The organism is Hymenobacter arcticus (assembly GCF_054779975.1).
The window spans coordinates 1-16,805 of sequence record NZ_BAAGXF010000004.1 but is presented as its reverse complement, the minus strand read 5'-3'; the positions used below and the strand labels follow the sequence as shown (position 1 = coordinate 16,805).

16 protein-coding genes, 1 tRNA gene and 1 pseudogene are annotated in these 16,805 nt (G+C 57.8%); 7 read left to right on the top strand and 11 right to left on the bottom strand.

What is annotated here, in order from left to right:
- Positions 1-28: 28 nt before the first annotated feature.
- Positions 29-1,168: a putative type IX sorting system protein PorV2 gene (locus ACYVGC_RS08740; protein ID WP_460583433.1), complete on the bottom strand. Its 1,140-nt coding sequence runs from the start codon at positions 1,166-1,168 to the stop codon at positions 29-31.
- Positions 1,169-1,464: 296 nt separating this feature from the next.
- On the opposite strand from ACYVGC_RS08740, the gene ACYVGC_RS08735 reads away from it, so the two are divergent.
- Together ACYVGC_RS08735 and ACYVGC_RS08730 are read left to right on the top strand one after the other, a co-directional pair.
- A complete protein-coding gene (locus tag ACYVGC_RS08735; protein WP_460583432.1) occupies positions 1,465-1,803 on the top strand; it encodes a PadR family transcriptional regulator in 339 nt (112 codons plus the stop codon).
- Positions 1,804-1,874: 71 nt separating this feature from the next.
- Positions 1,875-4,562: a GIN domain-containing protein gene (locus ACYVGC_RS08730; RefSeq protein ID WP_460583431.1), complete on the top strand. Its 2,688-nt coding sequence runs from the start codon at positions 1,875-1,877 to the stop codon at positions 4,560-4,562.
- A gap of 169 nt (positions 4,563-4,731) precedes the next feature.
- On the opposite strand, the gene ACYVGC_RS08725 is transcribed toward ACYVGC_RS08730, so the two are convergent.
- The 4 genes from ACYVGC_RS08725 to gap all read right to left on the bottom strand — a co-directional run bounded on the left by ACYVGC_RS08725 (position 4,732) and on the right by gap (position 8,080).
- Positions 4,732-5,076 carry a translation initiation factor gene (locus ACYVGC_RS08725; protein WP_460583430.1) on the bottom strand — a complete coding sequence of 115 codons (345 nt, stop codon included), beginning with the start codon at positions 5,074-5,076 and terminating at the stop codon, positions 4,732-4,734.
- Positions 5,077-5,178: 102 nt separating this feature from the next.
- Positions 5,179-5,967, bottom strand: a complete 789-nt coding sequence (locus ACYVGC_RS08720) for a DUF3050 domain-containing protein (RefSeq protein ID WP_460583429.1) — start codon at positions 5,965-5,967, stop codon at positions 5,179-5,181.
- A gap of 127 nt (positions 5,968-6,094) precedes the next feature.
- Positions 6,095-6,970: a diacylglycerol/lipid kinase family protein gene (locus ACYVGC_RS08715; protein ID WP_460583428.1), complete on the bottom strand. Its 876-nt coding sequence runs from the start codon at positions 6,968-6,970 to the stop codon at positions 6,095-6,097.
- A 102-nt stretch (positions 6,971-7,072) separates the two neighbouring features.
- Entirely contained in the window at positions 7,073-8,080 is a 1,008-nt protein-coding gene (gene gap / locus ACYVGC_RS08710; protein ID WP_460583427.1) for a type I glyceraldehyde-3-phosphate dehydrogenase, read from the bottom strand.
- Positions 8,081-8,365: 285 nt separating this feature from the next.
- On the opposite strand from gap, the gene ACYVGC_RS08705 reads away from it, so the two are divergent.
- Positions 8,366-8,437: transfer RNA gene (locus ACYVGC_RS08705), tRNA-Glu, on the top strand.
- Positions 8,438-8,630: 193 nt separating this feature from the next.
- On the opposite strand, the gene ACYVGC_RS08700 is transcribed toward ACYVGC_RS08705, so the two are convergent.
- From ACYVGC_RS08700 to ACYVGC_RS08675, 6 genes and pseudogenes are all read right to left on the bottom strand, one after another.
- On the bottom strand, positions 8,631-9,587 hold the full coding sequence (locus ACYVGC_RS08700; protein ID WP_460583426.1) for a hypothetical protein: 957 nt from the start codon (positions 9,585-9,587) through the stop codon (positions 8,631-8,633).
- 712 nt (positions 9,588-10,299) lie between these two features.
- Positions 10,300-10,833: a CAP domain-containing protein gene (locus ACYVGC_RS08695; protein ID WP_460583425.1), complete on the bottom strand. Its 534-nt coding sequence runs from the start codon at positions 10,831-10,833 to the stop codon at positions 10,300-10,302.
- Positions 10,834-11,121: 288 nt separating this feature from the next.
- On the bottom strand, positions 11,122-12,024 hold the full coding sequence (locus ACYVGC_RS08690; RefSeq protein ID WP_460583424.1) for a DUF4339 domain-containing protein: 903 nt from the start codon (positions 12,022-12,024) through the stop codon (positions 11,122-11,124).
- Between the two features lie 47 nt (positions 12,025-12,071).
- Positions 12,072-12,596, bottom strand: a complete 525-nt coding sequence (locus ACYVGC_RS08685; RefSeq protein WP_460583764.1) for a hypothetical protein — start codon at positions 12,594-12,596, stop codon at positions 12,072-12,074.
- 162 nt (positions 12,597-12,758) lie between these two features.
- A pseudogene (locus ACYVGC_RS08680) lies at positions 12,759-12,887 on the bottom strand (GYF domain-containing protein); the annotation flags it as partial.
- Positions 12,888-12,909: 22 nt separating this feature from the next.
- Entirely contained in the window at positions 12,910-13,440 is a 531-nt protein-coding gene (locus ACYVGC_RS08675; protein WP_460583423.1) for a murein L,D-transpeptidase catalytic domain-containing protein, read from the bottom strand.
- 267 nt (positions 13,441-13,707) lie between these two features.
- Between ACYVGC_RS08675 and ACYVGC_RS08670 the strand changes: the two genes are divergently transcribed.
- The 4 genes from ACYVGC_RS08670 (at position 13,708) to ACYVGC_RS08655 (ending at position 16,720) form a co-directional block, all read left to right on the top strand.
- On the top strand, positions 13,708-13,965 hold the full coding sequence (locus tag ACYVGC_RS08670; protein ID WP_460583422.1) for a helix-turn-helix domain-containing protein: 258 nt from the start codon (positions 13,708-13,710) through the stop codon (positions 13,963-13,965).
- An 85-nt stretch (positions 13,966-14,050) separates the two neighbouring features.
- Positions 14,051-14,641: a hypothetical protein gene (locus ACYVGC_RS08665; protein WP_460583421.1), complete on the top strand. Its 591-nt coding sequence runs from the start codon at positions 14,051-14,053 to the stop codon at positions 14,639-14,641.
- 90 nt (positions 14,642-14,731) lie between these two features.
- Positions 14,732-15,580: a hypothetical protein gene (locus ACYVGC_RS08660; protein WP_460583420.1), complete on the top strand. Its 849-nt coding sequence runs from the start codon at positions 14,732-14,734 to the stop codon at positions 15,578-15,580.
- Between the two features lie 51 nt (positions 15,581-15,631).
- Complete coding sequence (locus ACYVGC_RS08655) at positions 15,632-16,720, top strand: DUF695 domain-containing protein (RefSeq protein ID WP_460583419.1); 1,089 nt, start codon at positions 15,632-15,634, stop codon at positions 16,718-16,720.
- The last annotated feature ends 85 nt before the right edge of the window (positions 16,721-16,805 follow it).

Sequence of the window (16,805 nt, the reverse complement as noted above, 5' to 3'; positions counted from 1 at the left end):
ATTAATTATCAACTACTGCTTCAGTAACCTAGTTTATCGAGGGCAGCCCCACCGACCGGCTACCCAGGCCGTAGCCCAGGCTCACAATAAGCGAGTTGGTCTGGGAGGTAGCGCCTAGCTTCTCCACGGCCAGGCGCGAGAGGGCCAGGTCTACGCGCAGGCCGCTGATGGCCACGCCCGCGCCCAGGCTATACTGGCCTTTCCACTGGTCCTGCCGGTCAAACGTGTTGATTTTTTGATAGTTACCCACCCCACCGCGCAAAAACGCCAGGTTGCGGTAGCCAATCTCCACGCCCGCGCGCGGGTCTACGCTCACCGGCGAGGCCGAAATAAGCGTGTTGCGCTGGCCGTCGGTGGTGGCCTCCAGGTCGGCGGCCACGAGGGCTGTGAACTGCGCGGGCAGCTTGAACTGCCGGCCCACACCCAGCACCAAGCGGGGCAGCGTTATCTCGGTGCTGTTAGTAGGAATGGCCTCGCCGGGTATTGTGTTGGCCTTGAACTTGTCGGCGTCGATGCTCCAGGCGTTGAAGGTGGTAGTGATGTCGCGGGCCATTACACCCATGCGCCAGCCGTTGTGGTTGTACTGTACGCCCAGGTCGATGCCGAAGCCGTAGGCATTGGCGAAGCTGCCCACGTTGCGGTAAATGAGCTTGCCGCTGCCGCCCACGCTCAGGCCCGCGGGGCCCAGCTTGCGGGCGTACGACAGCAGCAGCGCGTAGTCGGCCACCGAGAAGTACGTGATTTTATCGTACTGAATGTTCCCGTATTCGTTGATGAGGGCGCGGGTATCGGCAATGTTATCCACGCCCGAGCGCAGCAGCGTCACGCCAATGGCACTCTTGTCATCGAGCGGCATGGCGAAGGCGGCGTAGTCGTTTTTCACCACCCCCGAAAACAGCTCGGAGTGCATGAGCACGCCGTCGTACTTGGCCGCGATGTTGGTGAGGCCGGCGGGGTTCCAGTAGCCAGCGGTAGCGTCGTTGGCCAGGCTCACCTGGGTTTTGCCCATGCCCAGCGAGCGGGCCCCGGCCCCGAGGTTCAGAAACTCGTTGCTGTACTTGGGGGCGCTGGTTTGGGCGCGGGCGGCGGGCGCGGCGGCCAAACCCAGCACGGCACTTATACCCAAGGCAACCGCCCAGGGGCGGCAAGCGGCGGAGAGATGTAGCATAGATGAATAATAGGCCGAATAATGGTCGGGGCAGCAACGCAAGTTACTGCCGGATAGTGCGTAGTCATGCCCGCCCCGCAGGCGAGATAAGCGCAGCAGGCTGATTCAGGCGCAGTTATCGTGCCGATATTGGATGATAGCCGGACTACGATTGCAGGATAGAAATACGAAGCCGCCAATTGCGCAGATTTTTTTTTGCGGGCGGCAACAAAAATTTCTTTACCGAGTATTATGCAATACAAAGTACCTGTCGTACATTTGTACAGTTCCTCACCTACTACTAGCCCATACCGCCCATGAAACTAGAGAACACCCAGGTGCAGATGCGCAAAGGCATCCTCGAATTCTGCATTCTGGAGATAATCGGCCGCGGGGAGGCCTACGCCAGCGACATGCTGGAGGAGCTCACTGCGGCCCGCATGATAGTGGTGGAGGGCACGCTGTACCCGCTGCTCACGCGCCTCAAAAATGCCGCCCTGCTCGACTACGTGTGGAAGGAGTCGACCTCCGGCCCACCCCGCAAATACTACACGCTCACGGAGGCCGGCCGCCAGTTTTTGGAAGAGCTGCGCCAGACCTGGGAAGACATGGCCGTGTCGGTGGGCATTATCCGCCAGCCCCGGCGGCCGCTTTAGGCCCTGCATTTTTCGCTACCCTTTCTTTCTCCGATTTCAACCTGCCGCGCTTCGCGCCTGCGGCCCCTCCCATGAAAAAGAACATCAGCATCAACTTGCAGGGCATCATTTTTCACATTGAAGATGATGGCTACGAAGTACTTAGCCGCTACCTGCACGAGGTAAAGGCGCACTTCGCCAGCTACCAGGGCCACGAAGAAATCGTGGCCGACATCGAGGGCCGCATTGCCGAGCTGTTTGCGGCCCGGCTTTCGGTGAGCAAGCAGGTCATCACCCTGGCCGACGTGGAGGAGCTCACGGCCAAGATGGGCCGCGTGAGCGACTTCGCCCCCGAGCCCGACGAGGAGGACCAGGAGCCGGCCGCCGCCGCGGGCGGCCCCGCAGCCGGCGGCAACTTCGGCCCCAGAGGTCCCTTTGCCACCGGCGCGCCAACGGCCGCCGACGACCAGCCCCGCCGCCTGTACCGCGACTTGGCGCACCGCAAAATTGCGGGCGTGTGCGCCGGCCTGGCGCAGTATTTCCGCGTGAATCCGCTGGTGGTGCGCCTCGCTTTCCTGGCCTTGGTGCTGCTGCCCAACCTGTTTCGCCACCGCTTCCCCTTCCCTGGGGTGGGGCTGTTCGACCGTGACTTCGACTTCCCGGGCCTGGTGGTGGTACTGTATGGCATCTTGTGGATAGCGCTGCCCAAGCGCACCGACGCCCCCGCTCCTATCGACACGCTGGACTTTGGCGGTAAGCTCACGGGCCGCAAGCTCTTCCGCGACACCGACACCGGCAAAGTAGGCGGCGTGTCGGCGGGCCTGGCTGCGTACTTCCGCACCGACGTGGTGCTGGTGCGGGTGCTGTTTCTGATAGGCTTGTTTGCGGGCGGCTCCACGTTCCTTATCTACCTCATTCTCTGGGCCGTAGTACCCGAGGCCCGCACGGTATCCGAAAAGATGCAGATGCGCGGCGATGACGTGACCCTTTCGGGCATTGATAACAGCCTGCGTACCAATGCGTTTGACGCCGACGGCCCCACCCCGCCCAACCGGCCCCTGGGCACCTACCTGGAAAGCGCCGCCCGGCAAGCCAAGCCAGCGGTAGACTTACTAGGCACACTCCTGCGCTGGGCGGTGGGCGGGCTCCTAATTTTTTGGGGCGGCAGCTGGCTGTTTGGGGTGCTGATGATGCTGGGCGCGGCCCTGAGCATCATTCCCTTCACGGCGGTAGAGAGCACCCGCAACGGCTTCATGTTTGACGACAGCTTTGGCGCGCTGGTGCGCAACCTGCCACCCTGGGGGGCCATCAGCGGGGCGTTGCTGCTAGGTATTCCGGGCCTGGGGCTATTGCTGCTGGGGATACGCCTGCTAGTGCGCCGCCCCATAGTGAGCCGCACTGTAAGCCTTTCATTATTAGGACTTTGGTTGCTGGGCGTGGTGGGTAGCACCGCCGCCGGCTTGCAGGTAGCCCGCAATTTCCAAACCAAGGACACTTACACGACTACGGTACGCCTCACCCCCATCCTGAGCAAAGGCATTGTGCTGGATGCGCGCAACGTGGAGGACCATCACCAGTGGGTTGACATCAGCCTGGCCCCGGCCGACAGCAACGCTACGCCATTCGTAGAGGAAGAATTTCAGGCCCGCGGCCGCACCGAAGAGGCCGCTCGCCTTACCGCGCAGCAAACCATTAACTACAACATCACGCAGCGCGACTCGACCATCATTTTTGACCAGGGCACCACGCTCAAGGGTAGCGCGCCCTTCCGCAACCAGCGCCTGCGCCTCACCCTGCACCTGCCCCTCAACAAGGTATATCGCCTCACCCCGCTTTTTGTAGAACACCTGGAGGATGAGGACTTTACCAGCGGCCGCCGCCCCGAGGGCAACGAGTCGCACCGCGCCCGCTTCACCCGCGAAGGCAAGTTTACGTGCCTCGACTGCCCGCCTTCGGACAACGACAGCGACAATGACAGCGCTGATGAAGACGACAACGACAGCGACGAGGTAGTGAACGTGGACGCCAACGGCACGAAAATGAAGGTGCGCGTGAACACCGACGGCGACGTGCCCATCATCCGCGTTACCACCGAAACACCCCAGTTCAACACCAACCCGGCCCACTACGGCGCGGGCCGCAAAACACTCAGCGGCAATGCGCCGTTTAGCGAAGTCGAAGTGCACGGCGCGTTCCAAGTGCTGGTGCGCCAGGGCGATAGCTACAAGGTGGAGGCCGCCGGCCGCACCGGCGACCTCGCCGACGTGCGCCTCGACGTGCAGGGCGACCGCCTGGTGGTGCGCAACCGCAACACCAACGGTATCTTGTCGTCGCTGCGCCTCGACAACGGCCCCGTGCTGGTGCAGGTAACGCTGCCCCGCCTGCGCCACCTCAAGGTGAGCGGCGCCTGCCAGGCCGACGCCCGCGGCTTTCGCGATGAAGACCTGCGCCTCGAAGCTTCCAGCGCTTCCGTGGTGCACCTCGATGTGAACGTGCCCCGCCTCGACCTCGACCTGAGCAGCGCCAGCCAAGCTACGCTCAACGGCTCGGCCAACGACCTCGCCATCGACGGCTCCAGCGCCAGCCAGGTAGAAGCTAAAAACCTACGGGCCAGCCGCGTAACCCTCGACCTAAGCAGCGGCTCGCAAGCCCGGGTGCAGGCCACCGAAGAGCTAAAGGCCGACCTCAGCAGCGGCAGCCTCGCCCGCTACTCTGGCAACCCCGGCCAGGTAAGCAAAGACCTGAGCAGCGGCAGCACCCTGGAAAAGGTAAATAACTAGCTGGTAAGTACTTACACCAGATAATCAACCTTGCTTTAGCAGGTTAGTGTTTTCACCGCAGAAGACGCGGAGGGCTTCGCAGAAGGAACGCAGAAGAACGACTTCTGCGACTCTTCTGCGAAGCCCTCCGCGTCTTCTGCGGTGAAAACAACTGGACTTGAGGTCGGGCCTAGCCACCAATCTGCTTCGCCTTATAGCCCTCCTTGATAAGGATTTCCAGCACCTTGGCCCGAAAATCTCCCTGCACCACAATTTCGCCTTCCTTGGCGCTGCCTCCCACGCCGCACTTGGTTTTCAGGAGCTTACCGAGGGTTTGCAAGTCCTCGTCGCGGCCCGCAAAGCCCGTAATCAGCGTTACCTGCTTGCCGCCGCGCTGCTTCTTATCGAGCTGCACGCGCAGCTGCTGCTGCTGAGGCGGCAGCGTGGTGGCTTCGGCCTGCTCGTCAGACTGATAAGAAAATTCGGGGTTGGTGGAATACACCACGCCCTGCCGGCGCGACTGGTCGTTTTTCATAGCCTCAAAGTTCGGCACCGCCAGCCAGTCTACTCAAAACCGAACACTAAAAAAGGCCGACGGAATAAATCCGCCGGCCTTTTTTAGTAATGCAACGTCTTGTTAAGCAGCCACTTTCTCTTGATTGAGCGCGGCCACAATGCCATCCCAGAGGGCCACGCGGGCTACCATACCCTGGCGGGCTACCTCGGTGGCCTCGTGCCAGCGGGTGGGGTCGGTGCCACAGAGGTCGCGCACCATCTGGTGGGCGAGCGGCGCGTGATGGTCCTCATCCAGCTCAATGTGGCGGTTGAGGTAGTAGATAAACGTGTCGAGCTGGCCCGGGAAGCGCTGCGCCAGGTCATCGACCAGGTTGCGGAACATATCCGGTATCACGTCCTCGCGGCCGAAGGTGAAGGCGGCGGCCACGGCGTGCGGCTGCCCGCCGGCAATAACGCTAAACGTGTGCTTCACAAACTCTTGCACGCTGGCCGGGGCATTGGCCGCGGCCAGGGCGGCGGGCACGCTGGCGCCTTCGGCCAGGGCGGCCAGCAGGCGTTGGGCGGGGGCAATATCGGCCCCGGCTTCCTGCATAGCCCGCAGGTAGAGCTCGAAGTGGCTGGTGGGCCGGCCTTCGGGGTCCACATCGGTTTCCTCTTCCAGCACTATCTCGTTGATGAGGCGGCGGGTGGCGGGGTTGCCCTGCGGCACCCAGGGCAGCGTTACGCAGGTGAGGTCGCGCTGCAAGGATTTGAGCAGCGACATAAAATCCCAAACCGCGAATACGTGGTGGGCCATGAACACCCGCAAGTCATCCAGCGTCTGGATGCGGCGATAGATGGGATGGTCCACCATGCGCTGGCGGGCTGGTTGCAGTTGGGCTTGCAATTCCTGAACAAAATCCTGAGCCATTTTTGTAGAAGTAGATGAGGGGTAGCGAACTACCAGTTTAACAAACCAACGCCCGGCGGGATTCGCCAAAGGCCAACAATATTTATGGGCTGCTACCTGGCACGCAGCCCGCCTGGTACCACCTTGGCTACACGGCCACTTCCAGCGCCAGCGGCAACACAGCCAGCTCAAACTTAGTAGCGTGCCCCAGGTAATCGCCATCGGCGTGGTAGCCGATGGGCGTGGCGGCCCGCACCACGGCGTGCTGCGTGTGGCGGTAAGTGGCCCCGCCCGTGCGGGGCAACGTGCCCAGCGCCATACCCAGCACTACCTGCACGGCCCGCCAGGGTGGCAGCGCATCAATGAGGCACATATCGAGCAGGCCGTCCTGCAAATTGGCCTGCGGGGCGATGTAGGCGTTGTTGCCGTACTGCGAGGCGTTGGCAAAGGCCAGCACGTAGCAGTCGGTGGCCAGCACCTGGCCGTTGGTTTCGACTTGCACCGGCACCGGCCGAAAGTTGCCGTACTCACGCAGCGTTACCCGCAGGTAGGTGCTCACCCCGCGGGTACCGGCCTGCGCAAAGTGCTGGCTCACGTGGGCATCGAACCCCAGCCCGGCCGTGCAAAAAAACGGCCGCCCGTTGATAGTGCCCACATCCATGTGGCTAAACGTGGGCTGGCGCAGCCGCCGCAGCGCGGCGGGCAGCCCCAGCGGCACCCGCAGGTGCCGGGCCAGCCCGTTGCCCGAACCTCGCGGCACAATGCCGAGCGCGGCCCCGTCTTGACCCAGCAAGCCCTGCCCCACCTCGTTCACGGTGCCATCGCCGCCCACGGCCACCACCACCCGGCAGCCCGCCTGCGCCGCGGCACGGGCCAGCTCAGTAGCGTGGCCGGGCCCATCGGTGGGTTGCAGCAGGTAGTCCCTACCGGCCACACCGCCAAAGTGCTGCCGCAGCAGCGCCGGAAAATCGGCCCGGCGGCCGGTGCCCGCCATCGGGTTGAAAATAAAGCAAGTACGTGGCATAACGAGCGCCCCGCCGAGTGGCGGCACCTTTCAGAAAAAACAAAAAGGCCTGCCTAGCAGGCAGGCCTTTCGCAGCTATTTAGTTGCTAAACAGACTATTGACTAACCTACCATTTTCGCACCCAGTTTCTGGATAAGGTCGGCGGTGCGGGTCGAGTAGCCGGTTTCGTTGTCGTACCAACCCACTACTTTGGCCAGGGTACCGTTGGTCGAAGTCAGCTCCGAATCGAAGATGCACGAGTGGGGGTTGCCCACGATGTCGATACTCACAATCGGGTCGGTGGTGTACTCCAGGATGCCTTTCATCGCACCGTCAGCGGCCGCCTTGAGGGCATCGTTGATTTGCTGCTTGGTGGCTTCCTTTTTCAGGATTACGGTCAGGTCGGTGAGCGAGCCGTCCGGCACGGGCACGCGCATGGCGATACCATCGAGCTTGCCCTTCAGCTGGGGCAGCACGAGCCCTACGGCCTTGGCAGCACCCGTCGAGGTGGGGATGATGCTGTAGGCAGCGGCGCGGGCGCGGCGCAGGTCCTTGTGCGGCGCGTCCTGCAGGTTTTGGTCCGAAGTATAGGCGTGCACCGTGGTGATGTAGCCTTTCTCGATGCCAAACACGTCGTCCAGCACCTTGGCCATGGGGGCCAGGCAGTTAGTCGTGCAGCTAGCGTTCGAGATGATGGTCTCGTCGCCGGTCAGCGTATCCTCGTTCACACCAAGTACTACGGTGGGAATGTCGCCGGTGGCCGGGGCCGAAATCACGACCTTTTTGGCACCCGCCGTGATGTGCTGGCCCGCGCCGGCTTCATCCACGAAGCGGCCCGTGCTTTCGAGCACGATATCCACGCCCATTTTGCCCCAGGGCAGCAGCTTGGGGTCGCGCTCGGCGAGGGCTACAATGTGCTGGCCGTTCACGGTCAGGCTATTGTCGTCGTAGCTCACCGTACCGTCGAAGCGGCCGTGTACGGAGTCGTACTTGAGCAGGTGGGCCAGGGTTTTATTGTCAGTCAGGTCATTGATGGCCACAATCTCCACGTTGTCGCGCCCGAGGAGCGACTTGAAGGTGAGGCGACCAATGCGACCAAAGCCGTTAATGGCGACTTTAATTTTTGCCATGATATTGGAAAAAATAGAAAGGATGGCGGGCCACTGCCGCGGCCCAGGTGATAACGCGCTGCGAAGGTACGGGCAGCAGCGGCTTCGGAAGCTACCACACCGTTAATCACCGGCTCTCCCCCACTTTTTCTGCCGGCCAACTAATAACGCTGCATTTTTTCAGCCTGAAAATCAGCATCCTTTGGTATCAGAGGCACTTTTTTATGGCCTCATATTTGGAGGGAAAGCGAAAAGTCGTACCTTTGCATCATCAAAACGGAAAAACGCACCACACACCAACAAAATGGTCCGTTCGTCTAGGGGTTAGGACAGTAGATTTTCATTCTACCAACAGGGGTTCGATTCCCCTACGGACTACAAGAAAGCCACCTCTAAAGGGTGGCTTTTTCTTTGTCTATCAAGCAGTTACGCAAGTATAGCCTCTGCCTTGGGTGACAGAAATTACCCTCCAGGGTGATAATGATTACAGGGCTTCCAGGGACAAGTGCAAAAACGTATCTCGACAGTCTTTGCCAGCAGCGGCAGTTGTGACGTCACGCTCCCTTGCTATTCATAGCTCCGCGAGGTGCCGTAGAAGTTCGTTTTTAAGCCACTGCACGCATAATGTATGCCGGACGCCCTCTAGGTAGCTGTCGTTGATGCTTTGCGGCTCGGTCCAATGCTGGCACACGTAGCTGAGGTAAGCAACCTCCGCTCTGGAATACTGCCGGGCGATGTCGGGCATCTGCTCTAGCTCGGTCTCATCGAACAGGTGGAAGATACGCTTCTCCCAAGCGGAGCCGGTCACCAGTTCCCAGAAGCCTTCCAGCAGTCGCAGGTACGCAGCATTAAGTGGTTTAAGCGCGGGCTGCTGCTTCCGCAGAATGGGCACAGGGTAAAGTAAGCCAGCCGGTACGCGCAGCTTCTCTTCGGCATCAAGCGCTTGCGCGTACCAGGTCTTAGGCTTAGCTGGCTCACTTATCGGCACGGGGATATCCGTAACTGCGGGTTTTGGTGCGGCTACTTCAGCAATGAAGCGCGTAACCTCCGCTACAGCAGCTTCTGCTCGTTCGAGGCTTTCGAGTACCTCCATCACACCTAGCTGAAATAGAGGTGGTCCAACTCGTTGAATCTGCCCTTCTAGCACCTGGGTGATGGCGAGCGAGCGCAGTGCTGGCTCCGCTTCCCGTAGGTACGCATCTGCTTGACTCAGCAGAACACCGGGCACGTCATGAACTATCGCGATGGCGGCTTGCAATTGGTCTTGGAAGCGTGTTGCCGCCGCTACTACCTGGTGCGCCCGCCGCTTCATACTCATTACCTGTCCGGGGTCTTCGTAAGCTACACCTGGAGTATGCTTCAGGGCAGCTTGCGTAGGGGTATCATGGGCTATCCGCCGTAGCGCCGTATAGGTCAACGTGCTCACCTCGATTCGCTCTAGGGTATCACCAGCTGCGTCCACGATGGCTACGGCGTAGTGGCGCGTGAGTGGGACACTACGCTTGAGTTGGCGGGTCCAGGTTTCCAAGTGCCAAGTTGCCTCAGCAGGCTGATAAGCCGTAAGCCGGCTGAGGACGTGTACTTTCGGGTAAGGCTTCAACTTCGTGAGCTATGTACTAGTGATGAGTTATAAATTCAAAAGAGGGGCTCACTCTTTAGAAAGCTCGATAAATCAATTGATGCGTGTGTTTGCTGGGTACCTCCACCACTGGCACTCTTACCCCTAGCTTCAAGCAAGCTGCTTGTTCATCCTTGTCAGCTACCGTGGGCTTATCAAATAGCTTCACCACGTAGAAATGCTTATTCGCAGCCACGGCAGCATATACGTACCTTGGGTCTGACTCAAAGGCACAGTGTCGCTCTGAATTTTGGATTTGAGTTCGAATGAATCGTACTAGCTTCTCTACCTCCGGCTCTTGCATGTAGCGTTTCTCACCTATCAACTCTACGCTACGCAGGGGGGTAGCGTGAAACAAGGAGTCAGCGGCTTCCATCCTAGCTGCTTGGAGCACCGCACCGACAAGTAGCGCCGGGTCGAAGACGACTATCGGCGAGTGGGGGTCTAGTTGGTGTCGCAGCCGATTTAGAGAAGCGACGTAAGCTCGATTTAGCTCCTGCAAGTCGCACGCAGGTGCAAAAGGGGCGGGCTTTACCTGTGCCTGCGTTGCGTGGAGCACGCCCCACCCCAGCAGGGTCAGCAGCAGGCATTGGGGTGTAGCACGCATATTCTTACAATCGGGCTAGTTAGAGAATACCTCCGCGTTGTACATCACGCCCTCGGCGTCCACCACGGTTGCCGTACCAAACCGGGTTACCTTGGGGTTGCGCATGGTAGCATCATGGGGTGGTGAGATGTGGTAGCAGTGGAAAACGTGCCACACCGCGCCGTGCTTGAGGTCTCGGCTCAACGTGTAGCGGAAGGCATTCTCCGCCCAGTAGGGCGAGGCACCCTGGTAGTGGTGGTTAGCTACACGCAGGCGGTCGCCGGGGGTAGGCAGTTCGGTGTTGTCGTGGTGAAACGTGCCGTGGTCGGCGTTGTACTGCGCTTGGATGCGCGCTGCTGCTTGGCACGTCTGGCTGTAGCGCAGAGCCGATAATCCGTGCTGGCGACGGTAATGGTTCACGTCCCGCAGAATGAGCCGTGGGTCAGGCGCGTGCACCATCGAAGCCTTGGTTACAGGAGCAGTCGTCAGCCACTGCCGTAGGGAGTGCCCCGCCAGTAGCCGGGTACCGCCAATGCAGACCAAATAGCCTAGCACGAGTAACAGAAGCACACGCATGGAAATAGTTAACCTACTAATCAATAAGTAATTGCGCAGCCGTAACCGCGCTCATCCTCCACTGAACCCGCTTGCTGCTCGGCGTGCTCGTAAATAATAGGCACTTAGATTTTCCATTTGGCATACACCTTAAGCGGCATGAGATGCAGGGCATGAATCAGGGCATCCGATAGCTCGACCGTACCCAGACCATAGGAAAGTTGACGCATGAGTGGCTATTCTATTTACCCTTCCCCGATGAGCCAAACAGTGCGTAATTGACACCGCTTCATAATGAGAAGCTTACGCCCGCCACCGATGCCGCACGAATAGATGAAGCGCTAAGACCGCCCCCAACCCTAGCGCCTTCGTTGCTGCCTCCACCTCTGGGGCGAGACGCAGTTCGAATCGGTCACGGGCGTACACGAAGAGTGCTCGGCTAATACTTCCGCTTCCTTTACTTCCTACTACACTACCTACGACTCTACCTTGTTGGATAAGCTCGATGGTTAGCTTGAACTTCAACTCAGCCAAGGAGTCCAGGTCGAACAGCGGCTGCTGCTGAGAGCCGGTCACGGTAATGACCTTTTCCAGCTTACCGAATGGATTGGCAAAGCCTAGCACCCGATTGCGGCAGATGCCCAGCAGGCGGTCCTGAGCATCTAGTACATGTAACTCATGCTTGAGACTCTGCATGAGCCCTTTGGCGGGCTTATAGAAAGTGAGCAATTTCTCTCCAGCTGGGTCCAGCAGCACGAAGCGGTAGGCTTCATTATACCAAAGCCCGTCCTTGTACACGCGGTTCAAGTCCGCGTTCTCCTCGAACGTGGCAACTACTTCCCCGGAGTCCAGCGCATAAACTACCGTGTCGTCTTTGAACACCCCCAGCTGCGGCACGGAGAAGCTGCTAGCTGCGAAGGCAGCGAGGGGGACAGGGGGTATAAGGGGCGCGACGGAAACAGGTGCAGCGCCTTCTATTTCTGCGGGTAGTGGGGCGGGCAACGGCGGGGGTCCAGTACGCTTCGGCAGTGGCGGGGGTACCGGCTGGAAGAAGGCAGCTAATTCCGCTAAACTCGCAGCCGGTGCCCAGTCACTCATTTCCGCGTGCCAGACTAAAGTGGTGCCTTGCACGCCGTAGTCTCGGAGCAGGTCGCCAGCGACGGGACCTGCTTGCTGTCCTGCCGCCTCGTAGTAGTAGGTCTTCATAGCAGGTTAATACATATGGGAGGGCGACGTCCGCAGTAGGCGCAGGTTCACATCATAGGTTTCCTGGTGCGTGCTGTGTCCCGTATCCACATCAATCCCGTATCCACATCAATAATGATTTGGTCGCCTACTACCCGCAACCCAGTACATGCCGAACTACCGTTGAGGGTAGTCCCGTCGGTTAATCGATTCCCATGAATATCCCTCACTTGACAACTCACTCGTTCATTGTGAGTGACAATCAGATGCGGTGAATAAGAAAAAAACAGGTCTTTGCCCACTCCGAAACTACGTGGTGTACCTATTTCGTAATGAACAGTTAACCACCCATTATTATTATCGATACTCTCTATGGCATCTGACTGGGCAGGTTCACTAGCGGCAGAGGGTTCCACTGCTAGTTCTTCGTCGTTAAGGCTAGCGTCTTCGTCATGCAGATGGTTGGCGGCGTACCCAATTTCTTTTATCTCTTCCTCCGGCTCAGGTACATTAGCTTGGCGCGCTGTTCTTTCAGGCTCCGTCACATCGGGCTTCGCTCGCGATGCTAACTCGGCACCAAGGGCAAGCAGCACAACTGCCCCTATCTTGAGATTCCTCCCGGTGAATATCGACCGCGCCGGGGTACTAATCGGCACCGTTGGTCGAGGTGGCTTTACGAGGTTAGCCGCAGGCGCTAGAGGGGGTGGCGTTGTAGCAGGGTGGAACGGGGTGAAAAAGACCTGGAGTTCCGACACCGTGCCAGCCGCTACCCAATCCGGTGCTTCCGCCCACCAAACGAGCGTAGCTGCCTTGACGCCCTGGGCAACCAACTGGTCACCTGGCAGCGGTCCGGCTTGCTGCCCTGCCTGTTCATAGAAATACATTCTCGTCATCTCTATCCGACAATTACTTGTAAACCACGATGAGTGACTTGCCTTTAATCAAGTTAATTAAGCGCTCATTTATCTCTGGTTCAGTCATATAGCATGCGGCTGAGAAGGTGCGCCCAGGATGAAAAACGACGCTCCGGCTCCTGGCTAGCGTATTGGTGGGGCTTATCCCATCGATGCGCATCGAGTAACCAAATTTTCCATGATAGGCTTCCGCCGATAAGAAGGAGCCGTAGCAGCTCTGCTCGCTTCCTTCCACATTAGAGAAGCTGGTTGGATAGAGAATACCAGACCAAAAAGCATGGGATACCCGCGATTGGATAACTGTCTCCTGTTTCTGTAAGTCGTAGACATACAGGCGGTCTTGTAGAATGGACCTACGATAATCGATGATGGTCAGGTAGCGTGCATTGCGCAGCTTACTTCTATTCCGCCAATGCTCCTGCTTTGCTTTACTCAACAGTGCTGGGTCTAGGGCTGCCCCCCTACTAAGCCACCCTAGGGAGATGATAAAAACGAGGAGCAACGTGAGCAGCGCTTTTTTCATAGATGCAGCAGGAAGTAAGGTGAATTGTATCGGGACTAGTCGTAGCGAGTGCATTCATGTTGCCTCGTCGCAGATATTCGGTATTTCCTGCGGGGGGGGAAGAGGTGGGTGAGGTACAACATTCATTTTCCACCCTTTACATACTAAGGACATATGCCTCCTGGAACCTACTTTGTTGGCTTGTAATTACACACAGCAAAAATAAGCAGAAGCATTGACACTAGCTCATATCTGAGCCAATTTTTCTCTGCTCGCTGCCCGCTTTTTGTGGTTGTGAGAAACCCAGTTGGCGCAACTATACTTGGGCAGCGGTTAGAGGCGTTGCGCAAGGCAAGAAATATGAGCCAGCAGAAGCTAGCTACCGAGGCAGAGGTCGGGTTAGCAACTATTAAACGAATAGAAATCGCGGCGGTGTCTCCTTCCGTGGACGTACTCATATCCATTAGCCGAGCCCTAGGCATCCACTTAAATGAATTGGTCCATGATGAGGCTATCACCAATGGGGACCAAGATAAATTAAGGTAGAAGCCGTGAGTGGGGAGCACGAGGAGCATCCTCAATAATGCCTTGAGTCAACTTTGCTGGGTACTAGGGTATATTGGCTGCTGCTATGACTCCAAAGCAAACCGAACGCCTCCGCAAGAAGATTACCGACATCAGGCGCGCCCTTGCTGCCGAAAAGAAGAAGTTCGGGGGTTATGATGACAGCCGGGGAATGCGCTACTTCCCTAGCAGGTACTACGTGCAGCTCGGCGACTTTAAGGGCGGGCTCACCTACCTGCGTTGGTTCCACCGCAATTTTCCCGATGACGCGGGCTTTCCTGACTTTCTCTTCGAGTGTACAATCATCCTCTACCAAAGTGGAAAGACCAAAGAGGCGGAGAAGAAAGCCATCGAAACCTACTGCGCCGACATTCACCTCTTTGATGAGTTTCTCGATAGACCCAGCATTCCAGTCGAGCCGTGGGAGTATACTGCCATAGAGAATGACTCCTTCGCAGCCTACTTCGACTCTCTTGGTAAGCAGACTACATTATTGAACTTTGCCGAGTGGCTAACCGCGTTCACAGCGACCGAGCGATTCCTGACTATTAGCAATAAGTATATCGACCTAAACCGGCAGTTACAGGGGGAGCATGATGTAGAGAAGCGGCGTCCGCTTGTCAGGCAGCTTGGGCAGATTGCTCATTCAATCGACTAAAACAATAGCTGATACTTATGAACTCCAAGTGATGAGGCTAATATAGCCAGGCGTTGCTAGCTTGCTTCGGTTAATGCCTAGCCATTCTTTATGAAAGTAAGCCTACTATGCCTTTTGGTACTCTTCGCCTCAACTGTCACTACTAGCTACGGTCAAGCTTCGGAACCGCTAGAAGTTGCCCGACAGATTTTTGGCAAAACCAAGTTTGATGCTATTAAGCGCTACAGCACCGGCGAATATGAGGGTCGCCCCAATGGGCAAGATTTGCCGCCAGGTGCCACCACGCGCTTTCTACTGCTGGGGCAAGACGAGAAACGAGCGGTAGTGGCGATGACCATCCAGGGGGCAGATGGCAAAGCCTTGGATACGTACCTCCACTTTAAGCGCGATACTGTCTGGAAGCTGTCTGCTTTCCGCGCCCTCGCCATGACGGGCATGATTGAGCAGGCAAAGAAGGAGTTAGAGCAGATGACTCCGGCGCAGGTAGACAAGCTAATAGCTAGTTCGGCAGCGAAGAAGGATAAGAAAGAAGAGGTGATTACGTCTAGGGCAGACTACGAATACGAGTTAGGCAATTTTTCCTTAGTCTTGGAGTCGGATGACCGCCTGATAGAACACTTTCGGAAAAATCAAGCTGAATTTGCGCGGTTACGGGACCTTGCACTAGCGCAAGCATCCCCCACCGGAGCTGATGAGATGCGCGGCGCGCCCGTACTCGTTACCGAGCAAGCAGCTTACCGAAAACTATTCATCTCGTCCATCCGCACCGAGCACGCGACGGGCGGCAAGCGCCTGAACTTTCTAATCGGCGGTATTCTGGATAATTCAGTAGGCTATTTCTACGTCACTGACAAGCAGGCGGTCCCCACCATGAATCCGGGCGATGTCATCATGATTCGCGAGATAGGCAATGGTTGGTATTTATATAAGACCACCTGAACCAAACTCATCACCTTATTCGTCCACAACAATTTCATTGCTTCAGTCCCTGTGTCTCCCCTTGATTCGCCTACATCCAATCTTCTAGCCAACGCCTATTCCAAATTCTGGTCCTGGTTCATTCAGAACCAGAGCACTTACTTCCAAGCGGTGCAGGAAGGCACTCACATCCAGGAATCCTTCTTTGACGACCTCTCCCCGGCGCTGGATGCCGTGAAGGAGGGCTTATATTTTCAGGCAGGAATGGCAGACGCCGACACCGCCGAGCTGATAATCTCCGCCGAGGGCGCTATTGAGAATATCATCTTTGCCGAAGAGTTAATCGCGGCTGCCCCAGCGCTCGTGGGGTGGAAATTCACGGCGCTGAAGGAGGCAGTTCCGAATATCGAGGATATTGTCATCCACATGGCGGACTATAAGTTCAGCACTAGCAATATTCACTTCTACCCAGACGCCGACGCCTCCTATCCCGATGAGATTGCCATCACGGTGACACACACCGACCTCACGGAAGAGAACCACGCCACCGTCGAAAACGGCACGTTGATTTTCCTAGACACCTACCTAGGGGAGCTGGCTTTTGCCACGCTGGTAGACCAGGTAACCATCGTGAGCGAGCCCCAGGCGCAGCAGGTGCTCGTCCCCGTCACCAAACTGCGGGACTTCTTAACCTGGCGGCAAAAGGAATTTGTAGAAAAGTATTCCGGGATACGCCACGAGACGGACAACGATACCTACGCTTCGTTCACGGCGGAGCGGGCGGATGGGCAGCCACTCCTTGCCATCATCAACACGGACCTGCTGGAATGGGACGCGAAAGCGTCCCACCCCTGGGTGATGGTGGTCACTATTCCCTTCGATGGGACGCAACGCAACGGAATGCCTGATTCCGAGACTTATGAGCTACTCAACCAATTGGAAGAGGAGCTTATTGCCGAATTACCCGACCATGAGGGCTTTCTCAATATAGGGCGGCAAACCGCCGATGGCAGCCGGGAAATCTACTTTGCCTGCCAAGACTTTAGAAAGCCCTCGAAGGTGCTGTATCAGTTCCAGACCCGCTACGCCGGGACCCTTAACCTCGAATACTCCCTGTACAAAGACAAGTACTGGCAGACCTTCGAGCGATTTAGTGGCTAGTATTCGACTGAGGTGGTCGGGTGCAAATGGACACCGAGCTAAGGTAGGTTGAAAAGGTAGTGAAGTTCGATTTCGAGCGGGGTGC